The 21,782-nt window shown below is 62.9% G+C and carries 14 protein-coding genes; all 14 read right to left on the bottom strand.

Annotation, left to right across the window (positions count from 1 at the left end; translation table 11 throughout):
* Nucleotides 1–6: 6 nt before the first annotated feature.
* The 14 genes from RAD04_RS34110 to rplJ all read right to left on the bottom strand — a co-directional run bounded on the left by RAD04_RS34110 (nt 7) and on the right by rplJ (nt 21,451).
* The gene (locus tag RAD04_RS34110) at nt 7–309 is read right to left on the bottom strand and encodes a 50S ribosomal protein L23 (protein WP_063195096.1); all 303 of its coding nucleotides are present in this window, start codon (nt 307–309) and stop codon (nt 7–9) included.
* On the bottom strand, nt 306–926 hold the full coding sequence (gene rplD / locus RAD04_RS34105) for a 50S ribosomal protein L4 (RefSeq protein ID WP_020508797.1): 621 nt from the start codon (nt 924–926) through the stop codon (nt 306–308). The genes RAD04_RS34110 and rplD overlap by 4 nt, the downstream gene beginning before the upstream one ends.
* A gap of 1 nt (nt 927) precedes the next feature.
* Nucleotides 928–1,644 carry a 50S ribosomal protein L3 gene (rplC, locus tag RAD04_RS34100; RefSeq protein WP_018322262.1) on the bottom strand — a complete coding sequence of 239 codons (717 nt, stop codon included), beginning with the start codon at nt 1,642–1,644 and terminating at the stop codon, nt 928–930.
* Between the two features lie 52 nt (nt 1,645–1,696).
* Nucleotides 1,697–2,005: a 30S ribosomal protein S10 gene (rpsJ, locus tag RAD04_RS34095; protein WP_002712302.1), complete on the bottom strand. Its 309-nt coding sequence runs from the start codon at nt 2,003–2,005 to the stop codon at nt 1,697–1,699.
* Nucleotides 2,006–2,088: 83 nt separating this feature from the next.
* Complete coding sequence (tuf, locus tag RAD04_RS34090) at nt 2,089–3,279, bottom strand: elongation factor Tu (RefSeq protein WP_008136415.1); 1,191 nt, start codon at nt 3,277–3,279, stop codon at nt 2,089–2,091.
* Between the two features lie 40 nt (nt 3,280–3,319).
* The gene (fusA, locus tag RAD04_RS34085) at nt 3,320–5,392 is read right to left on the bottom strand and encodes an elongation factor G (protein WP_038950207.1); all 2,073 of its coding nucleotides are present in this window, start codon (nt 5,390–5,392) and stop codon (nt 3,320–3,322) included.
* A 30-nt stretch (nt 5,393–5,422) separates the two neighbouring features.
* Nucleotides 5,423–5,893: a 30S ribosomal protein S7 gene (gene rpsG, locus RAD04_RS34080; protein ID WP_018322260.1), complete on the bottom strand. Its 471-nt coding sequence runs from the start codon at nt 5,891–5,893 to the stop codon at nt 5,423–5,425.
* 15 nt (nt 5,894–5,908) lie between these two features.
* On the bottom strand, nt 5,909–6,280 hold the full coding sequence (gene rpsL / locus RAD04_RS34075; RefSeq protein ID WP_007603006.1) for a 30S ribosomal protein S12: 372 nt from the start codon (nt 6,278–6,280) through the stop codon (nt 5,909–5,911).
* A gap of 878 nt (nt 6,281–7,158) precedes the next feature.
* Nucleotides 7,159–9,186, bottom strand: coding sequence for an ABC transporter ATP-binding protein (locus RAD04_RS34070; RefSeq protein ID WP_461627307.1), 2,028 nt, complete (start codon nt 9,184–9,186; stop codon nt 7,159–7,161).
* A gap of 133 nt (nt 9,187–9,319) precedes the next feature.
* Nucleotides 9,320–11,380 (bottom strand): FAD-dependent oxidoreductase, encoded by a 2,061-nt coding sequence (locus tag RAD04_RS34065; protein ID WP_461627306.1) that lies wholly within the window; start codon nt 11,378–11,380, stop codon nt 9,320–9,322.
* Between the two features lie 191 nt (nt 11,381–11,571).
* On the bottom strand, nt 11,572–15,768 hold the full coding sequence (rpoC, locus tag RAD04_RS34060) for a DNA-directed RNA polymerase subunit beta' (RefSeq protein ID WP_461627305.1): 4,197 nt from the start codon (nt 15,766–15,768) through the stop codon (nt 11,572–11,574).
* Nucleotides 15,769–15,897: 129 nt separating this feature from the next.
* On the bottom strand, nt 15,898–20,016 hold the full coding sequence (gene rpoB / locus RAD04_RS34055; protein ID WP_461627304.1) for a DNA-directed RNA polymerase subunit beta: 4,119 nt from the start codon (nt 20,014–20,016) through the stop codon (nt 15,898–15,900).
* Nucleotides 20,017–20,500: 484 nt separating this feature from the next.
* The gene (rplL, locus tag RAD04_RS34050; protein ID WP_018322255.1) at nt 20,501–20,878 is read right to left on the bottom strand and encodes a 50S ribosomal protein L7/L12; all 378 of its coding nucleotides are present in this window, start codon (nt 20,876–20,878) and stop codon (nt 20,501–20,503) included.
* 54 nt (nt 20,879–20,932) lie between these two features.
* Nucleotides 20,933–21,451, bottom strand: coding sequence for a 50S ribosomal protein L10 (rplJ, locus tag RAD04_RS34045; protein ID WP_461627357.1), 519 nt, complete (start codon nt 21,449–21,451; stop codon nt 20,933–20,935).
* Between the last annotated feature and the right edge of the window lie 331 nt (nt 21,452–21,782).

Below are 21,782 nucleotides of genomic sequence, written 5' to 3'. Positions count from 1 at the left end.
GCGACCTTACAGACCGGTGGTCACGTCGATCCGGTGACCCTCTTCGAGGGTCACGATCGCGCGCTTGGAGTTCGACTGCGAGCCGAGATTGCCGCGGAAGATCTTGGTCTTGCCCTTGCGGACCAGCGTATTGACGCTCTTGACCTTGACGTCGAACAGCTTCTCGATCGCTTCCTTGATCTGCGGCTTGGTCGCCTTCGCAGCCACCTTGAACAGCACCTTGTTGTGCTCCGAGGCGATCGTCGCTTTTTCGGTCACGACCGGCGACAGGATCACGTCGTAGTGGCGAGCCTCGATGTTCTTCGTCATTTGAAGCGCGCCTCCAGCGCATCGATGGCGGCCTTGGTCAGAACGAGCTTCTGACGGCGCAGGATGTCGTAGACGTTGATGCCCTGGATCGGCAGCACGTCCATGTTCGGGATGTTGCGGGCCGCAGCGGCAAAGCCGTTGTTGAGCTCGGCGCCGTCGATGATCAGCGCGTTGGTCAGACCCAGACCCGAGAAGTGACCGAGCAGCGCCTTGGTCTTGGCGGCTTCCAGTGCGGCCTTCTCGATCACGACGAGATCGCCGTCCTTGGCCTTGGCCGAGAGCGCATGCTTCAGCGCCAGCGCGCGGACCTTCTTCGGCAGATCGGTGGCGTGCGAACGCACCACCGGACCGAAGGCACGGCCGCCGCCGCGGAACTGCGGCACGCGGGCCGAGCCGTGACGAGCACCGCCGGTGCCCTTCTGCTTGTACATCTTCTTGCCGGTGCGCCAGATCTCGGCGCGGCCCTTGGCCTTGTGGGTGCCGGCCTGACGCTTGTTGAGCTGCCACTGCACGCAACGCGCAATGATGTCCTGGCGCGGCTCGAGGCCGAAAATGGTGTCGGACAGCTGGACCGAGCCGGCTTCCTTACCTTCGAGGGTGGTGACCTTCAATTCCATCTCACGCACCCTCCTGCTGGGCCGCAGCCTCGGCTTCGCCACCGGCAACCTTGAACTTGCCGGGCTTCGGAGCTTCCTTCGGCAGCGGCTTCTTGACGGCGTCGCGCACGCGGATCCAGCCGCCCTTGGAGCCGGGAACGGCGCCTTCGACGAGGATCAGGCCGCGCTCGACATCGAGCTGAACGACGCGAAGGTTGAGCGTGGTGATGCGGTCGACACCCATGTGGCCGGGCATCTTCTTGTTCTTCCAGGTCTTGCCGGGGTCCTGACGGCCACCGGTCGAACCGATCGAGCGGTGCGAGACCGAGACGCCGTGGGTGGCGCGCAGACCGCCGAAGTTCCAGCGCTTCATGCCGCCGGCGAAGCCCTTACCGACCGAGGTGCCGGTGACGTCGACGAACTGGCCGACGACGAAGTGGTCGGCAAGGATCTCGGCGCCGACCGGGATCATGGCATCCGCGGTGACGCGGAATTCCTCGACCCGGCGCTTCGGCTCGACCTTGGCGACCGCGAACTGGCCGCGCTCAGCCTTGGGCATGTAAACGGTCTTGCGGGCACCAGAACCAAGCTGGAGCGCCACGTAACCGTTCTTCTCTTCGGTACGGTGGCCCACGACCTGGCAATTGCCGAGCTTCAGCACGGTCACGGGGATATGTTCGCCGGCCTCAGTAAAGACCCGCGTCATCCCGACCTTTTGTGCGATCACTCCGGAGCGCATCGGCTTGCTTCCTGTTCTTTCTGTCCGCTTGCGCGAACGGGATCCAAAAATCTTAGAGCTTGATCTCGACGTCGACACCGGCGGCCAGGTCGAGCTTCATCAAAGCATCGACGGTCTGCGGGGTCGGATCGACGATGTCGAGCAGGCGCTTGTGAGTGCGCATCTCGAACTGCTCGCGGCTCTTCTTGTCGACGTGGGGCGAACGGTTGACGGTGAACTTCTCGATGCGGGTGGGCAGCGGAATGGGTCCGCGGACCTGCGCGCCGGTGCGCTTCGCCGTGTTCACGATCTCGCGGGTCGACGTATCGAGGATACGATGGTCGAACGCCTTGAGACGGATACGAATGTTTTGGCCGTTCATTGCCGTGCTTTCTTTAGTGAGTGGCGAGTAGCGAGTAGCGAATAGAAATCCCTATTCGCCACTCACCATTCCCTATTCGCTTGTTACTCGATGATCGAGGCGACGACGCCGGCGCCGACGGTGCGGCCACCTTCGCGGATCGCGAAGCGGAGCTTCTCTTCCATCGCGATCGGCACGATCAGGTGCACTTCCATCGCAATGTTGTCGCCCGGCATCACCATCTCGGTGCCTTCCGGCAGGTGCACGACACCGGTCACGTCGGTGGTGCGGAAGTAGAACTGCGGACGGTAGTTGGTGAAGAACGGGGTGTGGCGACCGCCCTCTTCCTTGGTGAGGATGTAAGCCTCGGCCTTGAACTTGGTGTGCGGCTTGACCGAACCCGGCTTGCACAGCACCTGGCCGCGCTCGACGTCTTCGCGCTTGGTGCCGCGGAGCAGCGCACCGATGTTGTCGCCGGCCTGGCCCTGATCGAGCAGCTTGCGGAACATTTCGACGCCGGTGACGGTCGTCTTCTGGGTCGCACGGAGACCGACGATCTCGATTTCCTCACCGACCTTGACGATGCCGCGCTCGACACGGCCGGTCACGACGGTGCCGCGGCCCGAGATCGAGAACACGTCTTCAACCGGCATCAGGAACGGCTGGTCGATCGGACGCTCCGGCTGCGGGATGTACTCGTCGACGTTCTTCATCAGCTCGAGGATGGCGTCGTGGCCGAGCTTCTTGTCGGAATCTTCGAGAGCGGCGAGCGCCGAACCCTTGATGATCGGGATCTTGTCGCCCGGGAAGTCGTACTTCGAGAGCAACTCGCGGACTTCGAGCTCGACGAGCTCGAGCAGTTCCGGATCGTCGACCATGTCGCACTTGTTGAGGAACACGACGAGCGCGGGCACGCCGACCTGGCGGGCGAGCAGGATGTGCTCGCGGGTCTGCGGCATCGGGCCGTCAGCGGCCGACACGACCAGGATCGCACCGTCCATCTGGGCGGCGCCGGTGATCATGTTCTTGACGTAGTCGGCGTGGCCGGGGCAGTCGACGTGGGCGTAGTGGCGGTTCGGCGTCTCGTACTCGACGTGCGCGGTCGAGATGGTGATGCCGCGCGCCTTCTCTTCCGGCGCCTTGTCGATCTGGTCGTACGCGGTGAACGTCGCACCGCCGGCTTCGGCGAGAACCTTGGTGATCGCCGCGGTCAGCGACGTCTTGCCATGGTCGACGTGACCGATGGTGCCGATGTTGCAGTGCGGCTTGTTACGTTCAAACTTTGCTTTGGCCATTTGACTCTCCGTTCAATCGTCAGTTCGTGACCGACGACAATCAGGCAAACTTCTTCTGGACTTCTGCCGACACGTTGGCCGGCGCTTCTGCGTAGTGGTCGAACTGCATGGTGAAGGTTGCGCGACCCTGGCTCATCGAGCGCAGGTTATTCACGTAACCGAACATATTCATGAGCGGCACCATCGCATTGATGACGTTGGCGTTGCCGCGCATGTCCTGACCCTGGATCTGACCGCGCCGCGAATTCAGGTCGCCGATGACCGAGCCGGTGTAGTCTTCCGGGGTCACCACTTCGACCTTCATGATCGGCTCGAGCAGGACGGACTTGCCCTTCTGCAAGGCTTCGCGGAATGCCGCGCGCGATGCGATTTCGAAGGCGAGCGCCGACGAGTCGACGTCGTGATACTTGCCGTCGACGAGCTGAACCTTGACGTCGACCACGGGGAAGCCCGCCACGACACCAGAGCTCATTACGCTGTTGAGGCCCTTTTCGACGCCGGGGATGTATTCCTTCGGAACCGCACCACCGACGATCTTGGACTCGAACTCGTAGCCCTTGCCGGGCTCGTTCGGCTCGACCACGATCGACACTTCCGCGAACTGACCGGTACCGCCGGTCTGCTTCTTGTGGGTGTACTTGACCTCGGCCTTCTTGGTGACGCGCTCACGGAACGCAACCTGGGGCGCGCCGATGTTGGCGTCGACCTTGTAGGTGCGGCGGAGAATGTCGACCTTGATGTCGAGGTGGAGTTCGCCCATGCCCTTGAGGATGGTCTGGCCGGACTCCTGGTCGGTCGACACGCGGAAGGACGGATCCTCCGCAGCGAGCTTGGCCAGAGCCACGCCCAGCTTTTCCTGGTCGGCCTTGGACTTCGGCTCGATCGCGATCTCGATGACCGGCTCGGGGAATTCCATCTTCTCGAGGATCACCTGCTTGTCGGGATCGCACAGCGTGTCACCGGTGCGCGCTTCCTTCAGGCCGGCCAGCGCGACGATGTCGCCGGCATAGGCTTCCTTGATGTCTTCGCGGTTGTTCGCATGCATCAAGAGCATGCGCCCGATGCGCTCCTTCTTCTCACGGGTCGAGTTCACGACGCCGGTGCCGCTCTGCAGAACGCCGGAGTAGATGCGGCAGAAGGTGATGGTGCCGACGAACGGGTCGTCCATGATCTTGAACGCGAGCAGCGCGAGCGGCTCCTTGTCGTCCGCCTTGCGCACGACTTCGTTGCCGCGATCGTCGGTGCCCTTGATCGCGGGCACGTCGATCGGCGACGGCAGATAGTCGACGACGGCGTCGAGCAGCGGCTGCACGCCCTTGTTCTTGAAGGCCGAGCCGCACAGCACGGGATAGAACGCGCCGGTCAGGACCGCCTTGCGGATCAGCCGCTTCAGCGTCTCTTCGTCCGGCTCCTTGCCGTCGAGATAGGCGGCCATGGCGTCGTCGTCGAGCTCGACGGCGGCTTCCACCATCTTCTCGCGGTATTCCTTGGCCTGCTCGACCAGATCTTCCGGGATGTCGACATAGTCGAACTTCGCGCCGAGCGATTCATCGTTCCAGATGATGCCCTGCATCTTCACGAGGTCGACGAGACCCTTGAAGTTGTTCTCGGCGCCGATCGGAAGCTGGATCGCGATCGGCTTGGCGCCGAGGCGGTCGACGATGTCGGCCAGGCACTTGAAGAAGTCGGCGCCGGTCTTGTCCATCTTGTTGGCGAAGACGATGCGCGGAACCTTGTACTTGTCGCCCTGGCGCCAGACGGTCTCGGTCTGGGGCTCAACGCCCTGGTTCGAGTCGAGCACGCAGACGGCGCCGTCGAGCACGCGCAGCGAACGCTCGACTTCAATGGTGAAGTCGACGTGGCCGGGGGTGTCGATGATGTTCAGGCGCTTGCCGGCCCAGAATGCAGTGGTCGCAGCCGAGGTGATCGTGATGCCACGCTCCTGCTCCTGCTCCATCCAGTCCATCGTCGCGGCACCTTCGTGCACTTCGCCGATCTTGTGGCTCTTGCCGGTGTAATAGAGGATGCGCTCGGTGGTCGTGGTCTTACCGGCATCGATATGCGCCATGATACCGAAGTTGCGGTAATTCTCTATGGCATGAACGCGGGGCATAGGGTGTTCCTTAGATTCCGTGTGTCGCCGTTACCAGCGATAGTGCGAGAAGGCGCGGTTGGCTTCCGCCATCCGGTGCACGTCTTCGCGCTTCTTGACGGCATTCCCGCGGTTGTTCGACGCGTCCAGGAGCTCGGCCGAGAGCCGCTCGGTCATGGTCTTCTCGTTGCGATCGCGCGCAGCGGAGATCAGCCAGCGGATGCCCAGCGCCTGACGGCGGGTCGAACGAACTTCGACCGGAACCTGGTAGGTCGCGCCGCCGACGCGGCGGGAGCGCACTTCGATCGTCGGCATGACGTTCTCAAGTGCCTGCTCGAACACGCCGAGCGGGTTCTGCTTGGTCTTGGTTTCGATGATACCGAACGCACCGTAGACGATGCCTTCGGCGACCGACTTCTTGCCGGCGTACATCACCGAGTTCATGAACTTCGTGACGATGATGTTCCCGAACTTCGGATCGGGAAGGACTTCGCGCTTTTCCGCTGAGTGGCGACGAGACATGGACCTGGTTCCCGCTTACTTCGGACGCTTCGCGCCGTACTTCGAACGACGCTGCTTACGGTTCTTGACGCCCTGGGTATCCAGAACGCCGCGGAGGATGTGGTAGCGCACGCCGGGCAAGTCCTTGACGCGACCGCCGCGGATCATGACCACCGAGTGCTCCTGAAGGTTATGGCCCTCACCGGGGATGTAGCCGATCACCTCGAAGCCGTTGGTCAGGCGCACCTTGGCGACCTTACGAAGCGCCGAGTTCGGCTTCTTCGGGGTCGTGGTGTAGACGCGGGTGCAAACACCACGCTTCTGCGGCGACTGCTGCAGCGCCGGCACCTTCTTGCGCGACTTCTGCACTTCACGCGGTTGAGCGATCAGCTGGTTGATCGTCGGCATCCTGGCCTTACCCTTTGTTCTGTCGCAGACCCTTTTCGGATCCACTGTCTTGCCGCAGCCCGTTGCCGGGACTGCAAATTCTTTCGAGCTACCCGCCCGACGAGGTCGCCTTCCGCGGAACAATCCGCACAAAGCGAAATCGCGCCAACCGCCCCATCAACGGGCGGAAAGCGCTTCGACGCCACAGAGGACCGCAGTATTGAGGCCGGTCAGCATAAAGCCGCGGCCCGCGCACTGAGGTCATGCATCCGAATACGATCTCAAGAGAATAAGCTCAAGAGAACTAGAATCGCACTGGCATTGCCTAGCTATGATCGACAGCGTTTGAGCGGCATTCGTCGAGGTTGGTGCCCGCCTTGAGCGATCCCTATTGGCTTTAGTCCTTGGGGATCTAACGGGTGGCCCGTTCCGACGCTGGCGATGCTCACCGCCTGTCGTTAAGTGAGGCGCTTTCTATAAGTGAGAATCGATCAAGTCAAGGCGAAACGAGAGTCACGAAGCGCTTCAGGGGCCTGTCAAAATCGCTGTTTGCCGCCCTCGCCGCCCGTCCCCGATATGGGACTGCAGCCTTCATTTCGCCAGCCTCGTGGCTATTTATATCCGGGCATAAAGTACTTTTATGTCGCGAAGCATGGCATTTTTGCGTGGGAGCCGCAAATCTACCCGCTTCAGCAGCAATCGGCGACGGGGACGTCACCAAAATTGGCGGTGGTTGCTCGGCGCGACCAGCGCCAGGGATATCGGCCGCGAGGCTTCCGACGGTCCTGACCTATCCGCATGTGAGCCATCCGACCGGGCTTTTCGGACCGAAGAGCGCATCGTCACGTCGGGAATCAAGCGAACATCGATGGCCCCGCACAGAATCGGTGCGAGGTCGGTCATTCCTCCTCGTCGTCCTCGTCTTCGGCATCCTCGAGGTCGTCTTCGTCCTCATCGTCCCTGCCGTCGTCGGCGTGACCCGCCGCTCCGTGCGGCTGGTGGATCTGGTCGTTCCAGAGCTTGCGATAGGTCCCGTTCTTGGCGAGCAGCTGGGCATGCGATCCGCGCTCGATCGCCCTGCCCCCTGAGATCACGATGATCTCGTCCATCTCCACCACCGAGGTCAGGCGGTGGGTCGACCAGATCATGGTGCGGCCCTTCGCGACCTTGAGCAGCGTGCGGTTGATCGCGGCTTCAGTGGTCTGGTCCAGCGCCGAGGTGGCTTCGTCCAGCAGCAGCACCGAGGGGTTGCGGATGACGGCGCGCGCGATCGCGATGCGCTGGCGCTGGCCGCCCGACAGGGTGTCGCCGCGCTCGCCGACCGGCGTGTCGTATCGCTGCGGCAGGCTCATGATATAGCGGTGGATCTCGGCCTTCTTGGCGGCCTCCTCCACCTCTTCATCGGTCGCGCCCTCCTTGCCGAGCCGGATGTTCTCGCGGATCGACATGTTGAACAGCATGTTCTCCTGGAACACCACCGCCATGCTCCGGCGCAGCGAATCCAGCGTCACTTTGCGGACGTCGACGCCGTCGATGGTGACCCGCCCCTCGTCGGGCACATAGAGCCGCAGGATCAAATTGAGCAACGTGCTCTTGCCGGAGCCGCTCGGGCCAACGATCGCGATGCGCTTGCCCGCGTTCAGCTTGAGACTGAGATTGTCCAGCACCGGCGTCTGGCTGCCCTCGTACTGGAAGGTGACGTGGTCGAAGGTGATGTCGTTGGTGATGCGCGGCAAATCGGGCGCGCCGGGGCGGTCGGCGGCGCGGGTCGGCTCGTCCAGCAGCTCCTGCATGTGCCGGATCGCCGCGGCCGAGGAGATCGACACCGGGATGAAATGCATCACATGGGCGATGTTGTAGGAGACCTCCCAGAAGGCGCTCTCGAAGGTGACGAAGGTGCCGATGGTGATCTGGCCCTTGGTGGCAAGATAAGCGCCGATCGCGAGCACCACGAGGTGCAGCATCAGCACCGAGATGGTGACCGTCCGCTCCACCATGGTCGACAGGAACGCGGCGGAGGCGATCTTGTCGCGCGCCTCGTGGTTGCGGAAGGTGAAGAAGCCGAACATCTTGCGCTGCAGGCTGAACGCCTTGATCACGGCCTGCGCCGCCACGTTCTCCTGCACCATGCCGAGCAGCGCGCTCTCGTTGAGCTTCTGCTCGTAATTGGCCTGCACCGCCTTGGGCGTCAGGATCCGCGGGCCGATCAGTGTGATCGGGAACACGAGCAGCGCGACCGCCGCGAGCTGCCAGTTCAAAAAAACCATCAGGATGATGCCGGCGATCAGCTCCAGAAACGGCAGCGCGGCACTGTTGGCAAACGTCTTGACCGAGCCTTCGAAGGCCGAGAGGTCGACGGAGAAGCGCGACAGGATCTCGCCGCGCTTGGTGCGGCCGAAATAGGCCGCCGGCAGGTCCTGAACGTGCTCGAACAGGCGCTTGCGGACGTCGGAGATGATGCAGGCAGCCAGCCGCGCGTCCCAGCGCTCGTACCAGACCGCGACGATCGAGGTGAAGATGCCGGCGACGGCGAGCACGCCGAGGATCTTGTACAGGGCCTGGAAGTCCTCCTCGCCGAGCGCGTCGTCGATCAGGAACTTGAGGCTGAGCGGCATGATGACGTTGAACAGCGTCTCGACGCAGACGCCAAACGCCACGAAAGACAGCATCCGCTTGTAGTTCGCCAGGAACGGCTTGACGAACCCGACGATGGTCGCGAGCGCGCCGGCGGCTTCTCGCGCGGTAAAGACGACGAGGTCCTCGTCCTCATCATCGTCGTCGAGCTCCACCTCGTCGTCCGCCTCGTCTTCGGCATCCTCGTCGTCTTCGAGGTCCGGCTTGGCAGTCGAGGCGAGCTTGTCGTCGAGCTCGGCCGCCTCTTCGGCGGCGAGCTTCTGTTTGTCGGGCGAAAGAGGCTTGGATGCCATGAAACCAACCGATGCTGACGGCCGGCATGACCGCAGAGAAAGCAGGACATAGCGGAAAACCGCTATTGCACCGATTCTATGCGATCAGGAGGAATTCGGCAAAACAATTGGCGAATTCAAGCGCGCCCCGCGGCTAGTCCTCCTCCTCGTCCTCGACCTTGTCGAAGAAGGAATAGCGCAGACTGTCGGCGTCGGCGTACCACTGCCCCGGCCCCTTGTTGGAGGCGAGCGTCGCCTCCCACAGGGCATCGGTGCAATCCTTGCGGTGCATCGAGAGGTCGAAACCGTTGCCGAAGAACAGTTCGGACCATTCCCACCAGGTGCCGAGTTTCTTGACCCCGCGCAGGAGGTCGTAGCGGTCGATCAGCGCCGGCGCCATGTCCGAGGTGATCGAGCCGAACACGAGGCCGGTCTTGACCACGCGGTTCAGTTCCTTGATGGCGCGGACCACCTGCTTCGGGGAAACGTGGCAAAGGCTGGTCTCGAACACGAAGTCGAACGCGCCGTCCTTGAACGGCATGTCGGTGATCGAGCCGAGCTTGTTGTACTTCTTCAGCGCCTTCGGCGTCCTGGCGTGGATGGCGCGGTTGCTCTCGATGCCGAAGGCATCGATGCCGCGCTCGCGCAGCGCGCCGACCAATTCGCCGCTGGCCGAGCCCGCGACGAGCAGCTTGGTGCCCTTGGTCTTGCCCCAGACGATGCCGAGCAGCCGGGTGAGGTAATCGGGATCGGTGAAGTGCCGCCACGCCTCGTGATAGGGGCCGAGGCCGCGATAATTATCGAAATAGTCGCGATCGATCTTGTCGGAGAGCGGCGTGTCGTCCTGCGCGCGCTCGCGGCGCAGGCGCATCATCTCGGTCAGGATGATGTCGGTCGCCGCATCCGAGGAGTCGAGCAGGCCGTTCAGGGTCGAGTCGAACAGATAGTCGCCGACCACCACGATGCCGGGATGCTCTTTCGGCTCGGGCCGGTGATTGGTCATGACGTCGCGCACCGGCAGGCCGCCCGGTATAGCGTTCACCGACGACAGCCAGCGGTGGATCTTGCCTTCCATGAAGTGCGAACGCGCATCGCCGAGCGAGGCTGGCAGCGATTTCAGCGCGGCATCGATCAGCTCCTGGTCCGACAGATTGGCGAAGGCCAGCGCGTCGGAGCCGGGAATCAGCCAGTTCAGCACGCCGTGCTTGCCGACGTCGTGGCGCGCACCCTCGTTGTAGACGCAGCAGCCGCCGAAGGCTTCCGACATGAACCAGGCGCCTGGAATCTTCTCGCCCCAGAACGGCGTATCGAACAGGATCGAGACGCGCAGGTAATGCGCGGGACGGTCGAAGTAAGAAACGTGCTTGACCATCGACTTGCGGAGCTGTTCGCCTTCCCACCCCATGGTGGCGAGCCAGGAATGCGGCAGGCAGACCAGCACGAGATCGAAGTCTCGCGTCTCCGGTCCCTTGCCGTTCATCATGTTGAGCTGGTAGCGGCCGGTCGGCGCCTTGCCGACGGTGAGCACGCGGTGATTGAGCTGGATGTCGGCGTTGACCTCCGACTGCAGGCACTCGATCAGCTGCTCGTTGCCGTTCTGGATGGAATAAAGGCCGATATAGCCGTCGACATCCATCAGATAATTCTTGAGCGCATTGAGGCCGTTGGTGTTGTGGCTCTCGGTGGCGATGTCGGAGCGCGCCATCACCTTGAAGAAGCGCTTTGCGGTTTCGTCCTCGACCTCCTCGTCGAGCACCTGCTCGGCGGTCTTGTAGGCCCAGGGGTTCTCGTTGTCGTGCGCGCCGACGCCCTCGTAATATTCGATCGGCGACATCGCCTCGGCACAGCGCTTGCGGAACGCCTCGATCGCCGCGGCGGTCTTGGCGCCATACTTGCGGCGCATGCCCGGCACGTCGTTGAGGAGCTCGCCGCCGAACTGCACCTGCTCGGCATCCATCGGAATCGTCTGCAGCCCGAAATGCTGGATCAGCTCGCGCAACGGATCCGGCCCGGTCATCGAGTAGTCGTAGATCTCGGCAACGCCGGCCTCGTACATCGCGGGCGCGGAATCGAACTTGCGGGTGACGATCTTGCCGCCGAGCCGATCGGAGGCCTCGTAGATGGTGACGCGACAGAGGTCGCCGAGCTTGCGCTTCAGATACCAAGCGCTCATCAGCCCGCCGGGGCCGCCGCCTACGATTGCGAGATCAAGCATGTGAGTTCCGTGGTCTCCGGCCCGCCCCCTTCACGGGACCACCGGTCTAAACTCTCCTAGCAGAAGCGCTTTTGCGGCTGAAGGAAAGATGAACAAAGGTTGATCCCGCATCGCAACAGACAAGCAAAGCAACAAAAAGGCCGGCTTTCGCCGGCCTTTTCATTGTCCTCGGTAGTCCTACGGATGAACGATCATTCCGCGGGCGGCAGCGCAGGAAGCTCCGCTTCCGGCGCGGGCGACACGACCGCCGCCTGCTTCTCGCGCTCGTCCAGGATCAGCTTGTCGCGCTTCATGGCGACTTCGCGAATCTTGGCCATGGAGGCGCCGGTGCCTGCCGGAATCAGCCGGCCGACGATGACGTTCTCCTTGAGGCCTTCGAGCGGATCGACCTTGCCGTTGACCGCCGCTTCCGTGAGGACGCGGGTGGTCTCCTGGAACGAGGCCGCCGAGAAGAAGGAGCGGGTCTGGAGGCTCGCCTTGGTGATGCCGAGCAGAACCGGCGTACCCGTGGCGGGCTTCTTGCCCTCTTCCTTGGCCTTCTCGTTCAGCGCGTCGAACTCGATCTTGTCGACCTGCTCGCCCGAGATCATGTCCGTATCGCCCTGGTCGGTGACTTCCACCTTCTGGAGCATCTGACGGACAATCACCTCGATGTGCTTGTCGTTGATGAGCACGCCCTGGAGCCGGTAGACCTCCTGGATCTCGTTGACCAGATAGGCCGCGAGTTCCTCGATGCCCTTGACCGCAAGGATGTCGTGCGGCGCCGGGTTGCCTTCCACGATGAAGTCGCCCTTTTCGACGACGTCGCCGTCCTGAAGGTGGATGTGCTTGCCCTTCGGGATCAGGTACTCGCGAGCCTCGTCGGTCTTGTCCATCGGCTCGATCGAGATGCGACGCTTGTTCTTGTAGTCGCGTCCGAACCGGATGGTGCCCGAGATTTCGGCAATGATCGCCGCATCCTTCGGACGCCGTGCCTCGAACAGTTCCGCCACCCGCGGCAGACCGCCGGTGATGTCACGCGTCTTGGCGCTTTCGGTCGAGACACGGGCCAGGATGTCGCCCGGGTTGACCTTGGCTCCGACGTCGACCGAGAGAATGGCGTCGACCGACAGCATGTACCGGGCATCGCCGCCACGGGCGAGCTTGAGCACCTTGCCGTCCTTGCCCTTGACCACGATAGCCGGACGCAGGTCCGCGCCGCCGCGGGTCGAGCGCCAGTCGATGACCACGCGCTTGGCGATACCGGTGGCCTCGTCGAGCGTTTCCGAGATCGACTGCCCCTCGACCAGATCCTCGAAGCCGATCGTACCTTCGACTTCGGTGAGGAGCGGACGGGTGTAGGGATCCCACTCGACAATGCGCTGGCCACGCTTGACCATGTCGCCTTCGTCGACGTGCAGGCGCGAGCCGTACTGGACACGGTGCGTCGCACGCTCGGTGCCGTCGGCATCGACGATCGCCACCACCATGTTGCGCACCATCGCGACCAGATGGCCTTCGCTGTTGCGGGCGATGGCCTTGTTCCTGATCACGATCTTGCCGTCGAAATTGGCTTCGACGAACGACTGCTCGTTGAGCTGCGCCGCACCACCGATGTGAAAGGTGCGCATCGTGAGCTGGGTGCCCGGCTCGCCGATCGACTGCGCCGCGATGACGCCGACCGCTTCGCCGTGGTTGACCGGCGTGCCGCGGGCGAGGTCGCGGCCATAGCACTTGCCGCAGATGCCGTTGACGAGTTCGCAGGTCAGCGCCGAGCGGATCTTCACCTCCTGCACACCACCCTGCTGGATGGCGTCCAGATGGCTCTCTTCCATCAGCGTATCGCGCTTGATGATCACCTTGCCCGAGCTGTCACGGATATCTTCGCAGGCCGTGCGTCCGAGGATGCGCGAGCCGAGCGAAGCCACCACGGTACCGGCATCGACGATGGCGCGCATCTTGATGCCGAGCTTGGTGCCGCAGTCGCTCTGCGTGATGATGCAGTCCTGCGCCACGTCGACGAGACGACGGGTCAGGTAGCCCGAGTTCGCGGTCTTCAACGCGGTGTCCGCGAGGCCCTTGCGGGCGCCGTGGGTCGAGTTGAAGTACTCGAGAACCGAGAGACCTTCCTTGAAGTTCGAGATGATCGGCGTCTCGATGATCTCGCCCGACGGCTTGGCCATCAGGCCGCGCATGCCGGCGAGCTGGCGCATCTGGGCCGGCGAACCGCGGGCGCCGGAGTGAGCCATCATGTAGATCGAGTTGATGTCGGCATCCGCTCCGGCCGCCGTCTTCTTGGTGGAGGAGATTTCCTTCATCATCGCCTTGGCGATTTCTTCCGTGGCCTTCGACCAGGCGTCGACGACCTTGTTGTACTTCTCGCCATGGGTGATCAGGCCGTCGTTGTACTGCTGCTCGAAATCCTTCGCCAGCGTACGGGTGGTGTCGACGATCTTCCACTTGGAGTGCGGCACGACCATGTCGTCCTTGCCGAACGAGATGCCGGCCTTGAACGCATTGTAGAAGCCGAGCGCCATGATGCGGTCGCAGAAGATCACCGTCTCCTTCTGACCGCAGTGACGGTAGACCTGGTCGATGACGCCGGAGATCTCGCGCTTGGTCATCAGCTTGTTGATGATCTCGTAGGGGACGCGCGGGTTCTTCGGCAGGAGGTTACCCAGCATGACGCGGCCAGCGGTGGTCTCGATCCAGCGCTTGGAGATCTTGCCGGTCTCGTCGATGCCTTCCCACCGGTACTTGATCTTGGTGTGGAGGTGGATGACCTTCGCGTGCAGCGCGTGCTCGAGCTCGGCCATCTCGCCGAACACCTTGCCCTCGCCGGGCAGGCCTTCGCGCATGATCGAGACGTAGTAGAGACCGAGCACGATGTCCTGCGACGGCACGATGATCGGCTGTCCGTTCGCCGGATGCAGGATGTTGTTGGTCGACATCATCAGGACGCGCGCTTCCAGCTGCGCTTCGAGCGACAGCGGGACGTGCACGGCCATCTGGTCGCCGTCGAAGTCGGCGTTGAACGCCGAGCAGACCAGCGGGTGAAGCTGGATCGCCTTGCCCTCGATCAGCACGGGCTCGAACGCCTGGATGCCAAGACGATGCAGCGTCGGTGCGCGGTTGAGCAGCACCGGATGCTCGCGGATGACCTCGTCCAGGATGTCCCAGACCTCGGGCCGCTCCTTCTCGACGAGCTTCTTCGCCTGCTTCACGGTGGTGGACAGGCCCTTGGCGTCAAGCCGCGAGTAGATGAACGGCTTGAACAGCTCGAGCGCCATCTTCTTCGGCAGGCCGCACTGATGCAGACGCAGCTCGGGACCGACCACGATCACCGAACGGCCCGAATAGTCGACGCGCTTGCCGAGCAGGTTCTGACGGAAGCGGCCCTGCTTGCCCTTGAGCATGTCGGCGAGCGACTTCAGCGGACGCTTGTTGGCGCCCGTGATGACGCGGCCGCGGCGGCCGTTGTCGAACAGCGCATCGACCGCTTCCTGAAGCATGCGCTTCTCGTTGCGGATGATGATGTCGGGCGCGCGGAGCTCCATCAGCCGCTTCAAGCGGTTGTTGCGGTTGATGACGCGGCGGTAGAGGTCGTTCAGATCAGAGGTCGCGAAGCGGCCGCCGTCCAGCGGCACCAGCGGACGCAAATCCGGCGGAATCACCGGGACCACGGTCATGATCATCCATTCCGGCTTGTTGCCGGAGTGGCGGAACGCTTCCACGATCTTCAGGCGCTTGGCGAGCTTCTTGTGCTTGATGTCGGAGTCGGTCTCCTGCATCTCGAGGCGCAAGGTCGCCTCGAGCTTCTCGAGGTCCATGCCCTTGAGCAGCTCGCGGATCGCTTCCGCACCGATCATGGCGGTGAAGCTGTCCTGGCCGTACTCATCCTGCGCCTTCAGATACTCATCTTCCGACAGCAGCTGGCGGTCCTTCAGCGCGGTGAGGCCTGGCTCGAGCACGACGTAATATTCGAAGTAGAGGATCCGCTCGAGATCCTTCAGCGTCATGTCCAGCAGGAGGCCGATGCGCGAAGGCAGCGACTTCAGGAACCAGATATGGGCGACGGGGGCTGCGAGCTCGATATGGCCCATGCGCTCGCGCCGAACGCGCGACAGCGTGACCTCGACCGAGCACTTCTCGCAGATGATGCCCTTGTACTTCATGCGCTTGTACTTGCCGCACAAGCACTCGTAATCCTTGATCGGCCCGAAGATGCGGGCGCAGAACAGGCCGTCGCGCTCGGGCTTGAAGGTGCGGTAGTTGATGGTCTCCGGCTTCTTGATCTCGCCGTAGGACCAGGACAGAATCTTCTCTGGAGACGCGATCGAGATCCGGATCTGGTCGAAGACCTGAGCCGGCGTCGTCGGGTTGAAGAGATTCATAATTTCTTGGTTCATCGTCTTCTCCTCGCGTGCCGGTCGCCTCCGGCCGCAAATTCGAAAATCACTCGAGCAGGGCGCCCTGCCCTCAAGGCATCGGGAGGGGCGCCAATGCCCGGCCGTGAAGGCCGGGCATGAAAGGTCGTGTTACTCGGCCGCTTCCGACGTCGGCGCCGGTCCAACCTTGGAGTTGTGCAGGTCGACGTTGAGGCCGAGCGAGCGCATTTCCTTGACCAGCACGTTGAACGATTCCGGAATACCGGCCTCGAACGTGTCGTCGCCGCGCACGATTGCCTCGTACACCTTGGTACGGCCGGCGACGTCGTCCGACTTCACCGTCAGCATCTCCTGGAGCGTGTACGCCGCGCCGTAAGCCTCGAGCGCCCACACCTCCATTTCGCCGAAGCGCTGGCCGCCGAACTGCGCCTTGCCGCCCAGCGGCTGCTGGGTGACGAGCGAGTACGGACCGATCGAACGCGCGTGGATCTTGTCGTCCACGAGATGGTGCAGCTTGAGCATGTAGATGTAGCCCACTGTCACCTTGCGATCGAACGCATCGCCGGTACGGCCGTCATAGACGGTCGACTGACCCGACGCGTCGAGCCCAGCAAGCTTCAGCATCTCCTCGATGTCGGCTTCCTTGGCGCCGTCGAACACCGGCGTCGCGATCGGCACGCCGCGGCTGAGGTTATGGCCAAGCTCGATCAACTCGTTGTCGTTGAGCGTCTTGATCGTCTCGTCCTCGCCGTAGACCTTCTTCAAGGTCTCCTTCAGCGGCTTGATGTCCTGCTTCGACAAGTACGCATCGACCGTCTGGCCGATACGCTTACCGAGGCCGGCGCAGGCCCAGCCGAGATGGGTCTCGAGGATCTGTCCGACGTTCATGCGCGAAGGCACGCCGAGCGGGTTGAGCACGATGTCGGCGTGCGTGCCGTCTTCGAGGAACGGCATGTCCTCGATCGGCACGATCTTCGACACCACGCCCTTGTTGCCGTGGCGGCCGGCCATCTTGTCGCCGGGCTGGATCTTGCGCTTCACCGCGACGAAGACCTTGACCATCTTCATCACGCCGGGCGGCAATTCGTCACCGCGCTGAAGCTTCTCGACCTTGTCGAGGAAGCGCTGTTCCAGCCCCTTCTTCGACTCGTCGTACTGCTTCCGCATGGCCTCGATCTCGGCCATCAGCTTGTCGTTCGGCGAGGCGAACAGCCACCACTGCGACTTCGGGTACTCCTCAAGCACCGCACGGGTGATCTTGGTGTCCTTCTTGAAGCCCTTCGGGCCGGCAATGCCCTGCCGCCCCTCGAGCAGCTCGGCAAGACGGTTGTAGACGTTACGGTCCAGGATCGCCTGCTCGTCGTCGCGGTCCTTGGCCAGACGCTCGATCTCTTCCCGCTCGATCGCCAGCGCACGCTCGTCCTTGTCGACGCCGTGACGGTTGAACACGCGAACTTCCACGATCGTGCCCTGCACGCCCGGAGGAACGCGCAGCGAGGTATCGCGAACGTCGGAAGCCTTCTCGCCGAAGATGGCGCGCAGCAGCTTCTCTTCCGGCGTCATCGGGCTCTCGCCCTTCGGCGTGATCTTGCCGACCAGAATGTCGCCGGCGCGGACTTCCGCACCGATGTAGACGATACCGGCTTCGTCGAGGTTCTTCAGCGCTTCTTCCGAGACGTTCGGAATGTCACGGGTGATTTCCTCAGGTCCGAGCTTGGTGTCGCGGGCCATCACCTCGAATTCCTCGATGTGGATCGAGGTGAAGACGTCTTCCTTCACGATTCGCTCGGAGAGCAGGATCGAGTCTTCGAAGTTGTAGCCGTTCCACGGCATGAACGCGACGAGCACGTTGCGCCCCAGAGCGAGCTCACCGAGATCGGTCGACGGACCGTCGGCGATGATGTCGCCCTTCTTGACGACGTCGCCGACCTTCACCAGCGGACGTTGGTTGATGCAGGTCGACTGGTTGGAGCGCTGGTACTTCATCAGGCGGTAGATATCGACGCCCGACTTGGTCGGATCGAGATCTTCCGTGGCGCGGATGACGACGCGGGTGGCGTCGATCTGGTCGATCACGCCCGAACGGCGCGCCGCGATCGCGGCACCCGAGTCACGCGCAACCACGCCTTCCATGCCGGTGCCGACGAACGGCGCCTCGGCGCGAACCAGCGGCACCGCCTGGCGCTGCATGTTCGAGCCCATCAGCGCGCGGTTGGCGTCGTCGTTCTCGAGGAACGGGATCAGCGCCGCGGCCACCGAAACGAGCTGCTTCGGCGACACGTCCATGTAGTCGACCTTGTCCGGCGTCACCGGCAAGACTTCGCCGGCATGACGGCAGACCACGAGGTCTTCGGTAAAGCGGCCCTTCGGGTCGAGCGGCACGTTGGCCTGCGCGACCGTGTAGCGGCCCTCTTCCATCGCCGAGAGGTACACGACCTCGTCGGTGACGCGACCGTCCTTGACCTTGCGGTACGGCGTCTCGACGAAGCCGTACTTGTTCACGCGCGCGAAGGTCGCGAGCGAGTTGATCAGGCCGATGTTCGGACCTTCCGGCGTCTCGATCGGGCAGATGCGGCCGTAATGCGTCGGATGCACGTCGCGCACCTCGAAGCCGGCGCGCTCGCGGGTCAGACCGCCCGGTCCAAGCGCCGAGAGACGACGCTTGTGAGTGATCTCGCTGAGCGGGTTGGTCTGGTCCATGAACTGCGAGAGCTGCGAGGAGCCGAAGAACTCGCGCACGGCGGCCGCCGCCGGCTTCGCGTTAATCAGGTCCTGCGGCATGACCGTGTCGATGTCGACCGAGGACATGCGCTCCTTGATCGCGCGCTCCATGCGCAGGAGGCCGATGCGGTACTGGTTCTCCATGAGCTCGCCGACCGAGCGCACACGGCGGTTGCCGAGATGGTCGATGTCGTCGATCTCGCCCTTGCCGTCGCGCAGGTCCACCAGCGTCTTGATAACGGAGAGGATGTCTTCCTTGCGCAGCGTGCGCTGGGTGTCGGGCGCATCGAGGTCGAGGCGCATGTTCATCTTGACGCGACCGACCGCGGAGAGGTCGTAGCGCTCGGCATCGAAGAACAGCGACTGGAACATGGCCTGCGCCGAATCCAGCGTCGGCGGCTCGCCCGGACGCATCACGCGGTAGATGTCGAACAGCGCGTCCTCGCGCGTCATGTTCTTGTCGGCCGAGAGCGTGTTGCGGATGTAGGGGCCGATATTGACGTGGTCGATGTCGAGGAGCGGCAGTTCCTTGTAGCCGTGCTCGTTGAGCACCTTCATCGACTTGTCGGTGATTTCCTCGCCGGCTTCGGCGTGGATCTCACCGGTCTTCGGGTTGACGAGGTCCTCGGCGATGTAATTGCCGACCAGCTCCTCATCGGCCAGGCGCAGTGCCTTCAGCCCCTTTTCCTGGAGCTGGCGGGCGGCACGGACGGTGAGCTTCTTGCCGGCCTCGAGCACGACCTTGCCGGTATCGGCGTCGATCAGGTCGTTGACGGTCGAGTAGCCGCGGAAACGATTGGCGTCGAACGGAACGCGCCAGCCTTCCTTGGTCCGCTTGTAGAGGATCTTCTTGTAGAACGTGGACAGGATCGCCTCGCCGTCGAGGCCGAGGGCGAACATCAGCGACGTCACCGGAATCTTGCGGCGACGGTCGATACGCGCATAGACGATGTCCTTGGCGTCGAACTCGATGTCGAGCCAGGAACCGCGATACGGGATGACGCGGGCAGCGAACAGCAGCTTGCCCGAGGAATGGGTCTTGCCCTTGTCGTGATCGAAGAACACGCCGGGCGAACGGTGCATCTGCGAGACGATCACGCGCTCGGTGCCGTTGACGATGAAGGTGCCGTTCATCGTCATGAGCGGGATATCGCCCATGTAGACGTCCTGCTCCTTGATGTCCTTCACCGACTTCGCGCCGGTTTCCTCGTCGATATCGAACACGATGAGGCGGAGCGTCACCTTGAGGGGAGCCGCGAAGGTCATACCGCGCTGGCGGCACTCGTCGACGTCGTATTTCGGCTGCTCGAACTCGTAGCGGACGAATTCCAGCATCGAGGTGCCCGAGAAATCGGAGATCGGAAACACCGAGCGGAATACCGCCTGCAGACCCTCGTCGAGACGGCCACCCTGGGGTTCATCGACCATCAGGAACTGGTCATAGGACGCCTTCTGAACCTCGATGAGGTTCGGCATCTCGGCGACTTCCTTGATGTGTCCGAAGAACTTGCGAACGCGTTTGCGACCGGTGAATGTCTGCTGCGCCATCGTGGCCTCTCATTTTCGTCGCCCGCTCTGGGCGAACCGTCCGAGACGCGGCTGCCACCGCTCCCCGGGTTGAATTTTTCGAACCCGTTTTTGGGGGCCGGAGACTCAGTTTCAGGCGAGAATGTCCTGAATCTGTTCTTCAGACCTTCAAAACGCAAAACGACGCGCGGGGCGCTGGTGCGCGCCCGCCCGTCACAACGATCGTCTTCACGGACTGCAAAAGCCCGAAATAGCCTGCTCTCCCAACGGCTTACAGGGAATCCGCCATCCCTGCCCACCGCGCTTTCGTGCTGCCGAACCGATATGGGGCGACAATAGTGGAGATTCGAGGGGCGAACCCTCAAATCCCCACACTTTTTCGTGTTCGGCCTGCGTCGGGGCGTTCCGTCGCATGCCTTTTGCATCAGGCCCGCCCCTTTTTGAGGGACAAGCCAGGATCTCGGACCAGCTTACGCTCGCCCGAGACCTCGCCAGTAAGCGGTGCTTACTTGAGCTCGACCTTCGCGCCAGCCTTCTCAAGCTGGACCTTGATCTTGTCGGCTTCGTCCTTGTTCACGCCTTCCTTGACAGGCTTCGGCGCGCCCTCGACGAGGTCCTTTGCTTCCTTCAGGCCCAGGCCGGTGATGGCGCGGACTTCCTTGATGACCTCGATCTTCTTGTCGCCGGCGCTGGCGAGAACGACCGTGAACTCGGTCTTCTCTTCCGCCGGAGCGGCGGCAGCGCCACCACCAGCCGGGCCGGCCACGGCGACAGCCGCGGCAGCCGAAACGCCCCACTTTTCTTCGAGGAGCTTCGCCAGTTCAGCAGCTTCGAGCACGGTGAGGCTCGAGAGGTCGTCAACGATCTTCTGCAAGTCAGCCATTGTTCAGTTTCCTTACGTGTAAGTCTGGTTCGGGTTTGAGTTTTGCGAAGGGCGTCAGGCCGCTTCGCCCTTTGAGGCATGAGCCTGGATGACGCGCGCGAGCTTGCCCGCGGGCGCATTGGCGAGCTGAGCGATCTTGGTCGCCGGGGCCACAAGCAGGCCGACGATCTTGGCGCGCAGTTCATCAAGCGACGGCAGCGAGGCAAGCGCCTTCACGCCGTCGACATTCAGGACGGTCTTCCCCATCGAGCCGCCGACGATGACGAACTTTTCGTTCGCCTTGGCGAATTCGATGGCGACCTTTGGCGCCGCTACCGGATCGTTCGAAGTGGCGATCACAGTCGGTCCCTTCAGCATGGGGCCGATGGCAATGACGTCAGTGCCTTCAAGAGCAATTTTGGCGAGACGGTTCTTCGAGACCTTTACCGAGGCGCCAGCCTGCTTCATCTGCGTACGCAGCTTCTGCATCTGGGCGACGGTGAGGCCGGAATATTGGGCAACGACCGCGACGCTCGTGGTCTTGAAGACCTCATTGAGCTGTTCGACCGCTTCCTTTTTTGCCGCTCGTTCCACAGCAAGCTCTTTCCGGTTGGCGGTCATCGCGAAAAGCGGGACCACCGGGTTGCACCCGTCGCCCCACCCAAAACCTGAACCTCCGGGTCAAAAAACCCTTCGGACACGCGCCGGGCGAGACGACAATTTAAAGCCTGCCCTCCGGGAGCCCTGGGGCCCACGGCGTGTCGAGGTCCGAACCAGACCCGTTTCGCGAAACCAGCCCTTAAAGCTGGGTGCGAAGTGAAATCCGGTCTTCACCCGTCTATGCAGGCCGTGCGATTAAGCCGTTGAGAAATCGAAATTTCCCGCGAGCGCCTGCAGTCTTGGACAGGACAGGGTCAGCCGGCGA

Source organism: Bradyrhizobium sp. 25ACV (genome assembly GCF_054863005.1).
The sequence above is the reverse complement of the archived record's forward strand: the minus strand, read 5'-3'. Positions and strand labels throughout refer to the sequence as shown.